13 protein-coding genes are annotated in these 16,819 nt (G+C 55.2%); 12 read left to right on the forward strand and 1 reads right to left on the reverse strand.

All coding sequences use genetic code 11. The annotated features are described in order from the left end of the window. Nucleotides 1-167 precede the first annotated feature (167 nt). From miaB to secG, 5 genes are all read left to right on the forward strand, one after another. Nucleotides 168-1,592 carry a tRNA (N6-isopentenyl adenosine(37)-C2)-methylthiotransferase MiaB gene (gene miaB, locus BLR09_RS04800; protein ID WP_093198513.1) on the forward strand — a complete coding sequence of 475 codons (1,425 nt, stop codon included), beginning with the start codon at nt 168-170 and terminating at the stop codon, nt 1,590-1,592. A 42-nt stretch (nt 1,593-1,634) separates the two neighbouring features. Further along, complete coding sequence (locus BLR09_RS04805) at nt 1,635-2,915, forward strand: sigma-54 interaction domain-containing protein (RefSeq protein ID WP_093198515.1); 1,281 nt, start codon at nt 1,635-1,637, stop codon at nt 2,913-2,915. Continuing rightward, entirely contained in the window at nt 2,896-3,408 is a 513-nt protein-coding gene (locus BLR09_RS04810; RefSeq protein WP_093198517.1) for an LptE family protein, read from the forward strand. Before BLR09_RS04805 ends, BLR09_RS04810 begins: the two co-directional genes overlap by 20 nt. A gap of 237 nt (nt 3,409-3,645) precedes the next feature. Then, complete coding sequence (locus BLR09_RS04815; protein ID WP_093198520.1) at nt 3,646-4,338, forward strand: hypothetical protein; 693 nt, start codon at nt 3,646-3,648, stop codon at nt 4,336-4,338. 39 nt (nt 4,339-4,377) lie between these two features. After that, on the forward strand, nt 4,378-4,728 hold the full coding sequence (secG, locus tag BLR09_RS04820; RefSeq protein WP_093198523.1) for a preprotein translocase subunit SecG: 351 nt from the start codon (nt 4,378-4,380) through the stop codon (nt 4,726-4,728). A gap of 182 nt (nt 4,729-4,910) precedes the next feature. Here the strand turns inward: secG and BLR09_RS04825 are convergent, their stop codons facing one another. Next, a complete protein-coding gene (locus BLR09_RS04825) occupies nt 4,911-5,618 on the reverse strand; it encodes a hypothetical protein (RefSeq protein ID WP_093198526.1) in 708 nt (235 codons plus the stop codon). A 236-nt stretch (nt 5,619-5,854) separates the two neighbouring features. On the opposite strand from BLR09_RS04825, the gene BLR09_RS04830 reads away from it, so the two are divergent. The 7 genes from BLR09_RS04830 to BLR09_RS04865 all read left to right on the forward strand — a co-directional run bounded on the left by BLR09_RS04830 (nt 5,855) and on the right by BLR09_RS04865 (nt 16,794). Next, a complete protein-coding gene (locus tag BLR09_RS04830; RefSeq protein WP_093198528.1) occupies nt 5,855-6,151 on the forward strand; it encodes a co-chaperone GroES in 297 nt (98 codons plus the stop codon). 69 nt (nt 6,152-6,220) lie between these two features. Then, nucleotides 6,221-7,849: a chaperonin GroEL gene (gene groL, locus BLR09_RS04835; RefSeq protein WP_093198531.1), complete on the forward strand. Its 1,629-nt coding sequence runs from the start codon at nt 6,221-6,223 to the stop codon at nt 7,847-7,849. Nucleotides 7,850-8,315: 466 nt separating this feature from the next. Continuing rightward, complete coding sequence (locus BLR09_RS04845) at nt 8,316-8,903, forward strand: RNA polymerase sigma factor (RefSeq protein WP_093198536.1); 588 nt, start codon at nt 8,316-8,318, stop codon at nt 8,901-8,903. A gap of 68 nt (nt 8,904-8,971) precedes the next feature. Further along, nucleotides 8,972-9,979 carry a FecR family protein gene (locus BLR09_RS04850; RefSeq protein WP_093198540.1) on the forward strand — a complete coding sequence of 336 codons (1,008 nt, stop codon included), beginning with the start codon at nt 8,972-8,974 and terminating at the stop codon, nt 9,977-9,979. 225 nt (nt 9,980-10,204) lie between these two features. After that, entirely contained in the window at nt 10,205-13,570 is a 3,366-nt protein-coding gene (locus BLR09_RS04855; protein ID WP_176785454.1) for a SusC/RagA family TonB-linked outer membrane protein, read from the forward strand. Nucleotides 13,571-13,573: 3 nt separating this feature from the next. Continuing rightward, the gene (locus tag BLR09_RS04860; RefSeq protein WP_093198547.1) at nt 13,574-15,217 is read left to right on the forward strand and encodes a RagB/SusD family nutrient uptake outer membrane protein; all 1,644 of its coding nucleotides are present in this window, start codon (nt 13,574-13,576) and stop codon (nt 15,215-15,217) included. Nucleotides 15,218-15,264: 47 nt separating this feature from the next. Next, nucleotides 15,265-16,794, forward strand: coding sequence for a sulfatase family protein (locus tag BLR09_RS04865; RefSeq protein ID WP_093198550.1), 1,530 nt, complete (start codon nt 15,265-15,267; stop codon nt 16,792-16,794). The last annotated feature ends 25 nt before the right edge of the window (nt 16,795-16,819 follow it).

The raw sequence follows: 16,819 nt of genomic DNA on the forward strand, positions 1-16,819 counted from the left end.
CGCAGTCCGTTTTTCACTGCCATTCTGTCAGTTTTGCCTATCTTTGCGTAAAATTCAGGCGCTGTATCCGGACAACGAGCCGTGCAGCCAGCGTATCTGCCTGATTTCGATCTGCGTAGTAAAAAGACCCTTTTCATCGGTGGACCGGACGGTCCTGATTTTGATCCATGAAGACGTTAGAAATCCTGACTCCTGAAGATAAAGAAGGTATTGATCTTCCCCGTTTGCTGGAAGACGAGCAAAATGCAGCCGGCAAAAAGAAGCTGTACATCGAAAGCTATGGCTGTCAGATGAATTTCTCGGACAGTGAAATCGTCGCTTCCATCATGCGGGAGAAGGGCTATGCCACTACTTCCAGCCCGGAAGAGGCCGATCTCGTCCTGCTGAATACCTGCGCCATCCGCGATAACGCCGAGCAGAAAGTACGGAACCGGCTGAGCGCCTTCACCGGCCTCAAGCGCCGCCGGCCCGACACCACGATCGGCGTCCTCGGCTGTATGGCCGAACGCCTGAAAGCCAAGCTGCTGGAAGAAGAAAAGGTAGTGGATATGGTCGTCGGACCGGATGCCTACCGCGACCTTCCCCGCCTGCTCGACGAAGTAGAAACCGGCCAGAAGGCGGTCAATGTTTTCCTTTCGAAAGAAGAAACCTATGCCGACATCGCTCCTGTTCGCCTGAACTCGAACGGCGTGACGGCCTTTATCAGCATCATGCGCGGCTGCGACAACATGTGCAGTTTCTGCGTGGTACCCTTCACCCGGGGACGGGAGCGCTCGCGTGATCCGCATTCCATCGTGGCAGAAGCCCGCGGTTTGTTTGAACAGGGGTACCGGGAAGTAACCCTGCTCGGCCAGAACGTCGACAGCTATAAGTGGGAAGACGAAGCAGCCGGTACGACCGTTCACTTCGCCAATCTGCTGGAAGAAGTAGCGCAGGTACATCCCGACCTCCGCGTCCGGTTCAGCACGTCTCACCCGAAAGACATTACCGACGATGTCCTGCATACCATGAAGCGGTATGACAACGTCTGCAACTACATTCACCTGCCGGCCCAGAGCGGTAATTCGCGGGTACTCAAGCTCATGAACCGGACATATGACCGGGAATGGTACCTTCAGAAGATCGATCGGATCCGGGCTATTCTGGGGGAAGAATGTGGTATTTCCCACGACCTCATCGCCGGTTTCTGCTCTGAAACCGAAGAAGAACACCGGGATACCCTCACCCTGATGGACTATGTCAGGTTCGATTACGGCTATATGTTTGCCTACTCCGAACGCCCGGGCACGCCGGCTGCCAAAAAACTGGCCGACGATATTCCGGAAGAAGTAAAAAAGCGCCGCCTCAACGAAATCATCGCCCTGCAGCAACAGCATAGCCTGGAGCGGAACCAGCAGGCGATCGGCAAAATTCACCGGGTACTGGTGGAAGGCGAGTCCAAGCGCTCAGCAGAACAGCTTCAGGGCCGGAACGACCAGAATAAGGTAGTCGTGTTCGACCGCCATCTTTTCCGGAAAGGAGATTATGTAAACGTACGGGTCACTTCCTGCACGGCGGCGACGCTGATCGGAGAAGCCGTCCTGCCGGCGTAAGGGCGGTCTTTTTTGCCTTTTTGTCAACCCAATACGAACGAAATGTCTCCACAGGAAATACAGTCCATTAAATCCCGGTTCGGCATCATTGGCAACTCTCCTGCCCTGAACTACGCGATTCAGATTGCGGCTCAGGTGGCTCCGACAGACCTTACCGTTCTGATTACGGGGGAAAGCGGCAGCGGGAAAGAATCCTTTTCCAAGATCATCCACCAGCTTTCGTCCCGGAAGCATGGTCAGTTTATAGCCATTAACTGTGGCGCCATTCCCGAAGGCACGATTGATTCGGAGCTTTTCGGGCACGAAAAAGGCGCCTTTACCGGAGCGGTTGATGCCCGCAAGGGGTATTTCGAAGTCACCGACGGAGGCACCATCTTCCTCGATGAAATCGCCGAAATGCCCCTCGGTACCCAGGCACGCCTGCTCCGGGTACTGGAAAACAAGGAATTCATCCGTGTAGGGTCTTCCAAAATCCTGAAAACGGATGTGCGGGTAGTGGCGGCAACGAACGTCAACCTCCTTCAGGCCGTCGAGAAAGGCAAATTCCGGGAAGACCTTTACTACCGCCTCAATACCGTTCCCATCTTCGTACCGCCCCTGCGGGAACGGGGAGAAGACGTATTGATGCTCTTCCGGAAGTTTACAGCCGATTTCTCCGAACGCCAGCGCATCCGACCGGTTCAGTTGACGGAAGATGCCCGCCAGGTATTGCTCAGCTACCGCTTTCCCGGCAACATCCGCCAGCTCAAAAACCTGGCCGAGCAGATTTCGATTCTGGAAGAAGACCGGACCGTCAACGCCCGCTCGCTGCTCAAATACCTGCCCGACGCCCAGCGGCCTTCCCTGCCGGATGTATTCCGGGAAAATGCGCAGGGACAGGATTTCAGTGAACGGGAGCTGTTGTACAAGGTATTATTCGATCTGAAACGGGACGTCACCGAGCTCAAGAAACTCTTCCTCGAAATGGCGCAGAATGGCACGGGTGACCGCGACCTGCTGCGCCAGCATGCCAACCTGTTCGAAGACATGGCCGAGGAACCTGTTAATTTTAGTGAAAATCCGGCCGCAACCCGGTATTTACCTGCCTCCCAGCAACCGGCAACCGCTCCGCAGGTGCTTTCTTTGGATGATCCGGCGGAACCGAGCGTGGTAGACGTAACGGCGGAAGACGAATCCCTTTCCCTCGAAAAGAAAGAAAAGGAAATGATCGTCAAAGCCCTGCGTAAAAACGGGAACAAGCGTAAAAATGCAGCCCAGGCACTCGGGATCTCCGAACGGACGCTCTACCGCAAAATCAAACAGTATGAAATCGATGAGGAGTAAGGCTGTTGTTCTGCTTTGCCTGTTTTTTCTTTCCGGCTGCGGGCCGTATTCCTTCTCTCCGGGAGGGAAGCTTTCGTCTGATCTGAAGACGATTACCATCAATAACTTCGTCATGAACGCCGCAGGGGGCCCTGCCAACCTGTCGACTACCTTCACGGAAACGCTCAAGGAATACTTCCAGCGGAATACCCGCCTGCAGATGAAGCCAGGCGGAGACGGCGACCTGGTTCTCGAAGGCGCCATCACAGGCTATGACGTGACGCCCCAGGCGCCGACAGCCTCTGATAAAGCGGGATTGAACCGGCTGACGATCGCGGTGACGGTACGGTTCACCAACAACCGGGATGAGACCGGTAATTTCGAACAGACTTTCTCCTTCTTCAAGGATTTCCCGCAGACACAGACGCTGAATCAGGTTGAAGGGCAGCTGGTGCAACCCATTCTCGATCAGATTGTACTGGATATTTTCGGTAAAACCGCGGGCGACTGGTAATGAGCCCTTTACCTGCTTTTCGGCAGGTACTGCTTTCATGGCCAAAAGAACAAAAATAACCTGTATATCAGACAGTTATGCAGGTTCTTTTCATTTCACAAGTATCTTTCTTCCACCCGGGAGCCCGTGGAAATTCCGGGTATCTCTCTTCTCTGTGACACGAAAAAGTTGTAATTTGGATTCCCCGTTTGTACCGGTTTTCCAAGCCGTTGTCAACGTATTCGTGCCCAGCTCGTTATGCATCGCGATATCTATTCATATCTGGTAGCCAACCCCGGTCAGGTGTCTCCCGACGACGTGTCGTACCTGGAGCAGCTGGTCGAACATTATCCCTTTTGCCAGACGGGGCATGTCCTCCTTGCCAAGGGTCATACGCACCGTTCTCACAGTCAGGCTGCTACGGCGGCCCTGCGGAAAGCGGCCGTGTATGCCCTGAGCCGGAACGCCCTCCGGAAACTGATGGGAGGTGAATTTCCGCCGGTATCCGTCACCCGTGATACTGTACTTCCGTTTGTAAAGCGGTATGTCCGCGAACAGCCGAAGCAGGAGGAGATCGATCCGGTGCAAGCGTTGCGCGGACTGGACTACTCGGAAGTACTGCTGAAAAAAGCCGAGGAACTTACCGAGAAAAAACCGGAAAAGAAGGCGGATGTCGTCGATCATACTTCCCTGATCGACCGGTTTATACAAGATGAACCGCGTATCGCGCAGATCCGGCCGAAAGTAGGCCAGACGGAGGAAGAACCGGTAGACCTGGCAGCCAAAAACAAGTTCAACGACAACTCTCCGGTCACCGAGGCCTACGCCAAAATCCTGGCCCGTCAGGGGAAGACAGAGAAGGCCGTCGTTGTTTACGAAAAACTCCAGTTGAAGTTTCCGGAAAAAAAGGCGTACTTTGCCGAAAAAATTGCCGAAATACGCGGTCGTTAACCGCGTAACGTTTGAATAATCCTATACATCTCTCATAAAATGTTCACTTTGCTGATTATCCTTTCCATCATTGTAGCGGCCTTTCTGGTCCTGATCGTGCTGATTCAGAACCCGAAGGGAGGAGGACTCTCCCAATTCACCGGAGGCAGCTCCACCCAGCTGTTTGGTGTGAAAAAAACCGGTGACCTGTTGGAGCAACTGACGTGGGGATTTGCCGGTGCGATTACCATTTTCGCTCTGGCTTCTGTTTTCTTCCTGACCGGGCAGTCAACGGGTGGTACCGTGGATGACGGACTTGGCTCTGTCGCTCCGGCGGCAACGGCTCCCGCTCCCCGCCCCGTAACGCCGGCCACGACCCCTACTCCGCAACCCGCCCAACCGGCGAAGTAAGCGATAATTGATGTTGAGAAGAAGCCCGGATGTGTCCGGGCTTTTTTTGTTTTCAGTTTTCGGTTTTCTGTTTTCAGTTGGTTGCCCGTTTCGGGGTGCAGATGCGCGTAGTCGAGACCGGCTGCCGGACAACCAACTGAAAACAAAAAACCGAAAACTGAAAACCTTCAACCGAATCCCGCCTATTCCGCCACCGCCGCGATCTTTCTCCTCGCAATAGGCAGAAACGTTTCTTCCATCGGGTAAAGGCCGGTGCTTTCGACGACGTAGGAGGCCGGATTGGGCATTTCCTTCCGTTTTCGGACCAGTTCCAGCTTGATGCTTTCGAACGTGGTAACAGAGCTTTTGTACCGGGACTCTACCAGGTCGGTGACCACGCGGCGCGAAGGCGGCACGGTACTGTCAAACAATGTTACCCGGTAGGTATAGATCTGCAGTTCCCGGTTCGGGGACTGATACAGAAACAGGTATCCTTCTTTCCGGAAAAGCGGAACAATACCGACGGGGGAGATGGTTACCCGGTTGGCGATTTCCTCGAGGAGTTCCTCCCCCACCCGCACGGCGTTCCCGAAACGGGGAATGGCATACGTCAGGATCTCTTCCACCTCCCGGAGCGACTCTGTTTCTGCAAATTCATTTTCATATTTCAACCGGAGATGTTCCCAGTCGATTCCGGCGAGTTTTTTCTGCACGGATACCGCCCATTCGGCCTGGCTCTGCCGCAGTGCCATGCTCTCGCGGTAGTGTACCTGCAAATCTGACAGCTCCGGGAAGATTTTTTGCTGACCAAAATGCGCTTCGACGTGTTTCAGGTAGGCAAGCAGGAGGTATTTCTTGTATTCAAAATCAAGTAACCCGTCTGTCAGCCAGGTTTGCTGCAATTTTTTCATAATCGCCTGATTGATTGAATATTTCCCTAAGTTAACCGATTTCCGGAATTTTCCAAATATTATAGCTGCATAGCCCTTTGTTTAGTGCTATTAATTTGGCAGAAAAGCCAATTATGGCGTTTGGCAGGTTTTCCTGAAAAATTGACAGCCTCCGCCGGGTGGCACGGGAATCGTAGATACCAATCCCGCAAACCACATGGTTTAAAGATAAACGTTAATAAATCTCAAACAACAACATGTCAGTAAACGTCAAACCTTTGGCAGACCGCGTTCTGGTAGAACCGGCTCCGGCAGAAGAGAAGACTGCATTTGGAATCATCATTCCCGACACGGCGAAAGAGAAGCCCCAGCGCGGCGTCGTCGTGGCAGTTGGCCCCGGTAAGAAAGACGAGCCTCTGACCGTCAAAGAAGGCGACACCGTTTTGTATGGCAAATACTCCGGCACCGAGCTGTCATCTGACGGCAAGGATTACCTCATCATGCGTGAGGCTGACATCCTGGCTGTGCTGACAGAAGCTGCTGTTGTTGCCTGATACTGACCTGTCGGAGATCTCCTTTCCGGCCTATCTCTTGTTTACACACAAAAAACATTTCTTTTAGCGATGGCAAAAGAACTCTTTTTCGATACCGAAGCCCGTGAGCGCCTGAAGCGTGGTGTGGATGCGTTGGCTGATGCAGTGAAAGTTACCCTCGGCCCCAAAGGTCGCAACGTAATCATCGATAAAAAATTCGGCTCTCCGGCCATCACCAAAGACGGTGTGACGGTTGCCAAAGAAATTGAACTCAAGGACACCATCGAAAACATGGGCGCACAGCTCGTGAAGGAAGTGGCTTCCAAAACTGCTGATCAGGCCGGTGACGGTACGACGACGGCTACCGTTCTGACCCAGGCCATCTACGGCATCGGTCTGAAGAACGTAGCTGCCGGAGCCAACCCGATGGACCTGAAGCGTGGCGTGGACAAAGCGGTTGCCAAAATCGTGGAAAACCTCCAGTCGCAGTCACGTGCCATCAGTACTTCCAAGGAAATCGCTCAGGTAGCGACGATCTCTGCCAACAACGATCACGAAATCGGCCAGATGATCGCCGACGCCATGGACAAAGTAGGCAAAGAAGGCGTTATCACGGTAGAAGAAGCCCGCGGTACCGAAACCGAAGTAAAAACGGTAGAAGGTATGCAGTTTGACCGTGGTTACCTGTCTCCGTACTTCGTGACCAACCCGGACAAGATGGAAGCGGAACTCGAGCGTCCGTTCCTGCTCATCACCGAGAAAAAGGTTTCTTCTATGAAGGAACTTCTCCCGGTTCTGGAGCAGGTCGCTCAAACCGGTCGGCCCCTCGTCATCATCTCCGAAGACGTAGACGGCGAAGCGCTTGCTACCCTGGTTGTTAACAAAATCCGCGGCGCGCTGAAAGTAGCTGCCGTGAAAGCTCCGGGCTTCGGCGACCGCCGCAAGGCCATGCTCGAAGACATCGCCATCCTCACCGGTGGTACCGTCATCAGCGAAGAGCGCGGCTTCAAGCTCGAAAACGCTTCTCTCGAATACCTCGGCCAGGCTGAGAAAGTCCTGATCGACAAAGACAACACCACCATCGTAAACGGTGTTGGCTCGAAAGACGACATCACGGCCCGCGTGAACCAGATCAAAACGCAGATCGAAAACACCACGTCTGATTACGACCGTGAGAAGCTCCAGGAGCGTCTCGCCAAACTGTCAGGCGGCGTGGCTATCCTCTACATCGGTGCGGCTACTGAAGTAGAAATGAAAGAAAAGAAAGACCGCGTTGACGATGCCCTCCACGCAACCCGCGCGGCTGTTGAAGAAGGTATCGTAGCCGGTGGTGGCGTAGCGCTGATCCGTGCTATCTCTGCCCTCGAAGGCCTCAAAGGCGATAACGAAGACCAAACGACGGGTATCAACATCATCCGCCTCGCGATTGAGTCTCCCCTCCGCACGATCGTAGCGAACGCCGGCGGCGAAGGTTCTGTCGTCATCAACGCGGTGAAGCAAGGTACTGGTGATTTCGGTTACAACGCCCGCGAAGACCGTTACGAAAACATGATCGAATCCGGTATCATCGACCCGACGAAGGTAACCCGTCTGGCTCTCGAGAACGCTGCTTCTGTAGCGGCTCTCCTCCTGACAACCGAATGCGTTGTGGCTGACAAGCCTGAAGACAACCCGGCGCCGGCTCCCGGCGGGCATGGCGGCATGGGCGGCATGATGTAATCTGCCCCCTCCGATAGAAAAACCCCTCTGCGGCCCTGCTGCGGAGGGGTTTTTCTTTGGGGAATGAGGTATCGGACCGCCCGACGGGTCTTACGGGAAAGTAGATGTCTGAAGATTCCGCTGTCACAAGTTCCGATGGTCGGCGGATCGTCTGATTTTCCCTCTGCAGAGAAAAAACCGCGGGAAAAACATGATACCGAATCTAACTATCTTCTTCAATCGTGGAAACAATCCGCTTTCGGTCTCATTCATAGGCCGACACGTTTGTTTTCCCGTCAATCTTTTATTTATTCTTTTGATACTACCACTTATTAGTCTACTTAAAAAATAGATTAAGAAGATTATGGCAATTCGAAGGCTATCGTATTTATTTGAAAAACCAATGGTTGAAAAACGGTTGGCGACAGCAATTACCCCCTCCTTTTTAAACGGATTTCCAGGGTCGGAAGCGGCCCACTGAAGCGGTATGGGACGCATCACGGGACAAACGGAAGAGTGGCTCTGGACACAGGTTGTGGCCGGTGATTCCCTTGCGTATGAGGAGCTCGTTCATCGTCACTATACCCTGCTTTACCAATATGGCGGCAAGTTTTCCCGCGATAAGGCATTGGTAAAAGACTGTATTCAGGATGTTTTTCTGACGCTGTGGGAAAGCCGTCATGCCCTCAATGCCTCTATTCCACCCAAACCGTACCTGCTGGCTTCTTTGCGCCGGCGCATTCACCGGGTGGTTTCGTATGACCGCCTCGTCTTCGATGCTTTTCAGGAAGACACGCTTTTCGATGCCGATTTCGGGATTGAAGACCGGTGGATTCACGAAGAAGAAACCCTCCGGACAGCAGCGGAGATTACCCGCCTGCTCAACCAGCTGCCCGCCCGCCAGAAAGAGGTGATCTACCTCAAGTTCTTCCAGAACCTCAGTCGGGAAGAGATTGTGGATGTCATGCAGATCACGCCGCAGTCGGTCTCCAATCTCCTTCAGAAATCGTTCAAATGGCTTCGGGAATACTGGCCTGCCGGAATGACGCTTCCCTTCTTTTTGCTGAGTTGCTGATTTTTTTTGAGAACCGGGGGTATGTCGCCCAAAGCCCTGTCTAGTGGGTGTTGAAAGCGATCCTTTGTATGCATCCTCCGTATCACCGGTATACTGCCGAACAGTTTCTCTGGGACGAATCCTTCCGGGATTGGGTAGTATCCCCGACTCCGGCGTCGGAACAGTTCTGGCAAACCTGGCTGGAAGAACATCCGGAGAAGGAAGCTATCGTCCGGCAGGCTGCGCGGCTGGTCCGCGCGGTACAACCCGCCGAGCCCCTCCTTGCGGACGAAGAGCGGGAAGAAGCTATTGCTCAGATCCTTTCCGCACGCGGCGACACTATCCGACCGTTGCGCAGGCATCGGTTCCTGCCGTGGACCGCTGCCGCTGCTGTCGTGATTCTGCTTCTGGGCGCAGGCTTCTGGTTTTTCCGGCCCGGCGTGGTTACACCTCCTCCAACTGTTGCCTTCCGCGAATTCACCAACTCACATGAAACGGCGCGGCTGATCCGCCTCGAAGACGGCACGACGCTCGTCCTGCAGCCCGGCAGCCGCCTCCGCTGGCGCAACGGAGCTGACAAGCGGGAAGTATTTCTTTCGGGAGAAGCCTTCTTTGAAGTCGCACGCGATACGACGCACCCGTTCTGGGTATACACCGCACGCTCCGCGACGCGGGTCGTCGGAACAAGCTTCATCGTCCGGGAATACCAGTCCGAAAAACGGGCGTCCGTTCAGGTGAAAACGGGAAAAGTAGCGGTCTATACCCGCCGCTCGGGAAGCCTCAGTGCCGAAACGATCCTGACGCCGAACCAGCAACTGGTAATGGGGCCGTCGGCGACGAACGTCGAAAAAAGCCTGCCGGTGCCCGAAGTACTCCGGGAAGAAGCACCTGCGGCGGAGGTATTCAACGACCTGAGCCGCTACTACGGCATCGCGATTCACTATGATCAGGAAACCATGCAGCAGTGTCCGGTTGTCGTTCCCCGCCAGGCGACCATGCACCTGCTGGAAAAGATAGAAGCGATCTGCCTGGCAATCAATGCCTCGTACGAACTCCGGGACGGGCAATTGTTCATCTCCGGAAAAGGCTGTCAGTAACCTCTAAACCCGCTTAACTACCCGTACACAAACACCAGCCCTTTTTTACAAAAGAAGGTCGGCAATGCGGCAACATTACCGACCCGATGAACTCCTTCTCAATCAGGCAACTTTCCCGAGCTGGCATGATTGACCAGGAAGGTTTTGCAAACGTTTCACATTTCTCAAAACCAGTTTAAAGGTATGAAAAAAAGGTTACACCCTCCATGTACATTCCTTAACCTAATGAGGATCAGCCTCTTGCAATTATTCCTCGCTGCCTTTTTTGCGGGAAGCGCCCTGGCTACGGACAGCCACGCCCAGGACCTGCTGACCCGCCGGGTAACGATGAGCGTTCAGAACCGGGAAGTGAGTCAGGTACTCCACGAAATGGAGCGACAGGCCCGGATCCAGTTTATTTTCAGCTCCCGCGTGATCAATATCCAACGCAAAGTGAGCTTCGATGTAGTCAGTCAGCCTCTTTCGTATGTGCTGGATACGTATTTCCGCCCCCTTGGTATTGACTATGAGGCAACGCCGAAAATCATCATTCTCCGGGCGACGAGCCGGGAATCGCTTTCCCTTCCCGAAAAACTCCGGTCGCTGCTGCCTTCTTTCGCGCCGGTTGAACGGGTAGTGACGGGAACGGTAACAGACGAAAAAGGCGAACCGCTCGTTGGCGTCAATATTCTCCTCCGGAATACTTCCCGCGGTACGACTACTAAAGCCGACGGTACCTACAGCATTTCGATACCCGAATCGGGGGCGGTACTCGTATTTTCCTTCATCGGGTACCAGAAAAGCGAGGTATCCGTCGGAAATCAGACCGTCCTGAACGTCAGCCTTCAGCCGGATCTGAAAAAGCTGGACGAAGTAGTGGTTGTCGGCTATGGTACTCAGTCAAAAGCCGATCTGGTAGGGTCTGTCGCCCAGGTTAATGCTGAAAAGATCAATAACCGGACCGTACCCAAACTGTCTCAGGCCCTGACCGGGCAGATGCCGGGCGTTACGATCATCCAGAGCAGCGGTCAGCCGGGCTCCAGCGGCGGCACGATCCAGATACGGGGCGTAGGTTCCTTCGGCGCGACGACCACGCCGCTGGTATTGGTGGACGGTATTCCGACGAATTCCTTCAACGACGTCAATCCCAACGACGTCGAGTCGGTATCTGTTTTGAAAGACGCCTCCTCGGCGGCTATCTACGGCGCCCGTGCGGCAAACGGGGTCATCCTTGTTACCACCAAAACGGGCAAACAGGGAAAGCTGAAAGTCACGTACAACGGGTATGCCGGTTTCCAGCGGATGACGACTACGCCGCAGTTTGTCGGCTCGGCGGAATATGCCCAGTTGCTGAACGAGGCGATTCCCGGCTCCTACTCCGACGCGCAAATTGCCGCTTTCCGCGACGGGTCGAACCCCGATCAGTATCCCAATTCCAACTTCATCAAGGCAACGCTGAAGAATGGATCGAGCCAGACATCTCATAATGTGACGATTACGAGCGGTGGCGCAACCTCGCAGTTTCTCCTGTCGTTCGGCTACCTGCGCCAGAACGGCATTGTCGACAAAAACCATTTTGACCGGTACAACCTCCGCCTCAACCTGGTGAACCAGCTGTCGAAAAAAGTCAGCTTTACGACCCGCCTGACGGCCGTACAAGGCATTGACAATCAACCCGCTCCGCCCGCGACGCTGGATTTTAACGACATGGTGACGCTGATCAGCCAGGTGGTACGGTTTGCGCCGATCTTCCCGGTCCGGATGAGCAACGGCGACTGGGGTACGGGTGCGGTAAACAAAGGCACGCCGGTCTCCTACCTGGCGAGCGATTCGTTTTATAAGTACCGGTCGACCGACCTCGGCATCAATACCCGCCTCGACTGGAAAGTAACCGACGACCTGACCCTGTCGGCCATCGGCGGCTATACCCAGCTGGGTGAGCGGTCCACCCGGTTCCTGGCTTCACAGCGGCTTACGTCGGCGATCAACCTCGGGCCGTCCTCGCTGACAGAAGGCACCGCCAATACCCGGTACCAGACGTTCCAGGCGCTCGCCGATTACAAAAAGGCATTCGGAAATCACACCATCGGCATTCTTGCGGGATACTCGTTTGAATCCGGATTCAACGAATCGCTGGGTGCAGGGCGGAGCGGCCTCCCGTCGAACTCCGTCACGGTCATCAACGCCGGCGATGCGAACTCCCAGACGACCAATGGAACGGCGGAGGAATGGGCTCTGGAATCCTACTTCGGGCGTTTCCAGTATAATTATTCGCACAAATACCTGCTGGAAGCGACGGCACGGTATGACGGCTCGTCCCGCTTCCCGAAAAACCGGAAGTATGCACTCTTTCCGTCGGTGGCAGTTGGCTGGCGCATCGGTGAAGAAGCCTTCCTGAAAGACCGGTTTTCCTGGCTGTCGGAGCTGAAACTCAAAGCTTCCTATGGTACCCTCGGCAATCAGAACATCGGGAACTATCCTTACCAGAACGTCCTGAATACCGGGTCTAATTATTCGTTCGGGGGAACGGTATCTCCGGGTGTGGCGCGTACAACTATTACCGACTCCACGCTTCACTGGGAATCGACCCGGACGAAGGACATCGGACTGGAAATCGGGCTCTTCAAACGCCTGCTGAACCTTTCCGTCACCTACTTCGACAAGTATACCTATGACATCCTCGTGAGCCCGTCGGCCAGCGTATCGAATGTACTCGGCTTTACGGTAGGGCAGCAGAACTCCGGGAGCCTGTCGAACAAAGGCTGGGAATTTATGGCGGAGCACCAGAACAGAATCGGCGACTTCACCTATTCCGTCGGCGCCAATCTTACCTACCTGAAGAATACGGTACTGGACCTGGGCGTGGGCAACGTCCGGCAGCCCAATGGCCTCGTCGGTAACGGCAGTACCCTGTTTGTAGGTCAACCGATGAACCTGTACTACGGGTACCAGACCGATGGATTGTTTACGGACGCATCAGACGTAACTGCCTGGGCCAACCAGACGGCGGTAGCACCCAATGCCAAACCCGGCGATATCCGGTACAAAGATCTAAGCGGTCCGGACGGCAAACCCGACGGCAAAATTGACGCGACATACGACCGCAAAGTACTCGGCAGCCGGATTCCGCGGATTACGTATGGCATCAACCTGTCGGCCGGCTACAAAGGTTTTGACCTCGGCGTGCTCTTCCAGGGCGTATCGCAGGTGAGCGGCTACCTCGACAGCTATGCCGGCTGGGCTTTCAATAACCAGGGAAATGTACAGCGCTGGCAGGCCGATAACCGGTGGACGGCCGCGAATCCCAACCGCAACGCCCTCTATCCGCGGATGGAAGTGATTACCAATCAGGGGACGAACAATACGCTGACGTCGTCGTTCTGGGTGCTCAACGGCGCCTACCTCCGGCTGAAGTCGATTCAACTCGGGTATACTGTTCCGGCGGCGGCGACAAAGCGCCTCCAGATCGAGCGCGTACGCCTCTACGCAAGCGCCGAAAACCTCCATACCTGGAGCCACTACCGGAAAGGCTGGGATCCCGAAATCAACACGGGCGGAAGCTACTACCCCATCCTGGCGAACTACACCTTTGGTCTCAACGTCACTTTCTAAGTCATGAATCGCCTGATCGTCTCTACTCTTTTTTTGCTGACGCTGCTGACTTCCTGCCGCAATCAGCTCGATAAAGCTCCGCTGGCGAGCTATGCCAACGAAACCTTCTGGGTTTCGGAAACGAATACCCTGCTGGCGCTTTCCGGCGTGTACCGGGGAGGTATCCAGATGGCTGCTGCGCCGACGACCGGCGCGGAGTTTTCACCGACCGACTGGTGGTCGTACCACGGGTTGATCATGCTGGAAGTAGCCACCGACAATGCCTATGACCGCCGGGGTGAAACCGCCGCATACAATACGCTGACCAACGGAAACCTGACGTCTGCGAACGCAACGGTTTCGTCTTACTGGAACCTCAGCTATGCGCGCATCGCCCGGTGCAGCTATTTCCTTGAAAACGTGGGAAAAGCACCGGTATCAGCCGATAAACTCAAGCGGTTCATTGCCGAAGCCCGTTTCATCCGCGCAACGCAGTACTTCTACCTCTCGCAGCACTTCGGGTCGGTGCCGCTGGTAAAAAAGACGCTTAGTCCTTCGGAAGCCAATACCGTAGTAAAAGCACCGCAGGCGGAAGTCCTTGCCTATGCGGCATCGGAGCTGGCCGCTGCTGCTGCCGATTTGCCGCGGGATAAGGACATACCGTCGTCCGAACGCGGCCGGGCTACCCGTCAGGCTGCGCTGGCTTTCCTCGGAAGGGCGCAACTGGCCGCCGGCGCCTTCAAAGACGCTGCCGCTACCTACAAGACGATTGTGGATTTCGGGGATAACCTCATCGATCCCAACTACGTCAACCTGTTCAACGGCACCAACGAAGGCAGCAAGGAGATTCTTTTCGCTACGCAGTATGTCAAAGACCTCGGTCCGAATGCCATGGCGCAGCACTTTTTCCCGGCGGTCAACGGAGGCTGGCACCTGTTTAATCCGCTCGGAAGCCTGGCCGAATCATACGAGTTTACCGACGGCACGCCCTTCTCCTATTCCGATCCGCGGTACAACCCGGACGATATCGGCGCCAACCGCGACCCGCGCCTGCGCTATACCCTGCTCTATAACAAGCAGACCTTTCAGAATCAGGCATATATTACGCATCCGGATTCCAGCAAATCGGTTGATCAGCTGACGACCTCCAAGCAGGCCACGCGGACGGGCTTTGGCATGCGGAAATTCTGCTGGGAAGGGCTCACGGGAGACCTTCAGAACTCGAGCGTCGACCTCCCCGTCATCCGCTATGCCGAGGTACTGCTGAGCTACCTCGAAGCGAAACTCGAAGCCGGAGACGCGATTGACCAAGCGTTGCTGGACCAGACGATCAATGCCGTTCGCCGGCGGTCAACGGTCAATCTCCCCGCCATCAAAGAAACCGACCCCGCCAAACTCCGCGTCATCCTGCGCCGCGAGCGCCGGAACGAGCTGGCGCTGGAAGGTATCCGGCTCTGGGACCTGTTGCGCTGGAAAGTAGCCGGGCAGGTATTGTCTGGAGATTTCTATGGCGCTCCCTATCCGAATGCGAAAAACCTGCGGAAAAAGGGTACTGCTACCGATCCGTATTCCCGCTGGTACGTGACCAGCAAAGCCTTCCGGACCGGGCAGGACGAATACTGGCCTGTTCCGCAAAACGAAGCAGCCATTAATCCCAACCTCAAATAACCACCGGCCGGCACGTCAGGCGTGCCGGCCGTTTTTACTTTTGTTCTATGCTGAAACCGCTTCTCTTCTCCGCTCTGCTGGGTCTGGCCCTGCAGCCGGCATTCGGGCAGAATTCCCGGCCGAATGTGATCTTTATTTATGCCGACGACCTCGGCTATGGCGACCTGAGTTGCTACGGGGCGACGAAAATCAAAACGCCGAACGTCGACCGCCTCGCAGCCGAAGGCCTGCGCCTCACCAACGGGCACAGTACCTCCGCCACCTGCACACCCTCCCGGTACTCCCTCATGACCGGCGAATATGCCTGGCGAAAAAAAGGTACAGGTGTGTTGCCCGGCGATGCCCAGCTCATCGTTCCGACGGATAAAACCACCCTTCCGGGCGTTTTCAAAAAGGCCGGATATGTGACGGGCGCGGTCGGCAAATGGCACCTGGGCCTCGGCGATCCGGGGACGAAAATCAACTGGAACAAGTCTATCCCGAAAGGCCCGAACGACGTCGGATTTGATTATGCCTATTATTTCCCGGCGACGTCAGACCGGGTACCGACGGTCTTCATCGAAAACCGGGACGTCGTCGGACTGGATCCGAACGACCCCATCGAAGTGGATTACCAGAAGCCCATCGGCAGCGAACCGACCGGAAAAGACCATCCTGAATTACTGAAATTACCTGCTTCCCCTGATCACGGACATAACAATACGATTGTCAACGGCATCGGGCGGATCGGCTATATGACCGGCGGAAAGCAGGCTCGCTGGACGGATGAAGAAATCGCACATGTATTTGTCGACAAAGCCGAGGCCTTCCTCGAACAGCACAAACAGAAACCCTTTTTCCTCTACTTCTCCCTCAACGACATCCACGTACCGCGGATGCCGAGTACCGAATTCAAAGGCAAAAGCGGCCTGGGCCTGCGCGGAGACGTGATTCTTCAGCTGGACTGGACAGTAGGACGTATTATGGACAAGCTGAAATCGCTCGGAATCGACAAAAACACCCTTATTCTTTTCAGCAGCGACAACGGTCCGGTACTCGACGACGGCTATGCCGATCATGCCGTAGCGGCGGCTCAGGCGGCAGGTCACAAGCAACTCGGCCCGCTTCGCGGCGGCAAGTACAGCGCGTTTGAAGGTGGTACGCGGGTGCCGTTCCTTGTGCGCTGGCCGGGTGTGGTGAAAGCAGGTTCGGTATCCGACGCGCTCGTCTGCCAGATTGATTTCCTGTCTTCTTTCGCTCATTTCTTCAAACAACCGGTTCCCGACGCCGACGCTCCTGACAGCCAGAACCAATGGGATGCGCTGCTTGGTAAATCGGTCAAAGGTCGTTCTGTACTCGTTCAACAGGGCGGATCACTATCCGTCGTGAAGGGCAACTGGAAGTACGTCGAGCCCCGGGAAGGCCCCAAAGTACTGAAACTGACCGACATCGAATCCGGGTACGACGGGCAGGCCCAGCTGTATGATCTGTCGAAAGACATCGGCGAGCAGACGAACGTCGCGGCACAACATCCGGATCTGGTAAAGGAACTGGCCGGACTGCTCGACAAAATCCGGAAAGACGGCCGGAGCCGCTAGGCTGGATTTTGCTGAATTTGTTATC

Origin of the sequence: Siphonobacter aquaeclarae, assembly GCF_900103285.1 — a bacterium.
Lineage (GTDB): Bacteria > Bacteroidota > Bacteroidia > Cytophagales > Spirosomataceae > Siphonobacter > Siphonobacter aquaeclarae.

Bases quoted from the DNA above. Each gene is read 5' to 3' on its own strand.
- miaB (WP_093198513.1), top strand. From the start codon at position 168: ATGAAGACGTTAGAAATCCTGACTCCTGAAGATAAAGAAGGTATTGAT.
- BLR09_RS04805 (WP_093198515.1), top strand. From the start codon at position 1,635: ATGTCTCCACAGGAAATACAGTCCATTAAATCCCGGTTCGGCATCATT.
- BLR09_RS04810 (WP_093198517.1), top strand. From the start codon at position 2,896: ATGAAATCGATGAGGAGTAAGGCTGTTGTTCTGCTTTGCCTGTTTTTT.
- BLR09_RS04815 (WP_093198520.1), top strand. From the start codon at position 3,646: ATGCATCGCGATATCTATTCATATCTGGTAGCCAACCCCGGTCAGGTG.
- secG (WP_093198523.1), top strand. From the start codon at position 4,378: ATGTTCACTTTGCTGATTATCCTTTCCATCATTGTAGCGGCCTTTCTG.
- BLR09_RS04825 (WP_093198526.1), bottom strand. From the start codon at position 5,618: ATGAAAAAATTGCAGCAAACCTGGCTGACAGACGGGTTACTTGATTTT.
- BLR09_RS04830 (WP_093198528.1), top strand. From the start codon at position 5,855: ATGTCAGTAAACGTCAAACCTTTGGCAGACCGCGTTCTGGTAGAACCG.
- groL (WP_093198531.1), top strand. From the start codon at position 6,221: ATGGCAAAAGAACTCTTTTTCGATACCGAAGCCCGTGAGCGCCTGAAG.
- BLR09_RS04845 (WP_093198536.1), top strand. From the start codon at position 8,316: ATGGGACGCATCACGGGACAAACGGAAGAGTGGCTCTGGACACAGGTT.
- BLR09_RS04850 (WP_093198540.1), top strand. From the start codon at position 8,972: ATGCATCCTCCGTATCACCGGTATACTGCCGAACAGTTTCTCTGGGAC.
- BLR09_RS04855 (WP_176785454.1), top strand. From the start codon at position 10,205: ATGAGGATCAGCCTCTTGCAATTATTCCTCGCTGCCTTTTTTGCGGGA.
- BLR09_RS04860 (WP_093198547.1), top strand. From the start codon at position 13,574: ATGAATCGCCTGATCGTCTCTACTCTTTTTTTGCTGACGCTGCTGACT.
- BLR09_RS04865 (WP_093198550.1), top strand. From the start codon at position 15,265: ATGCTGAAACCGCTTCTCTTCTCCGCTCTGCTGGGTCTGGCCCTGCAG.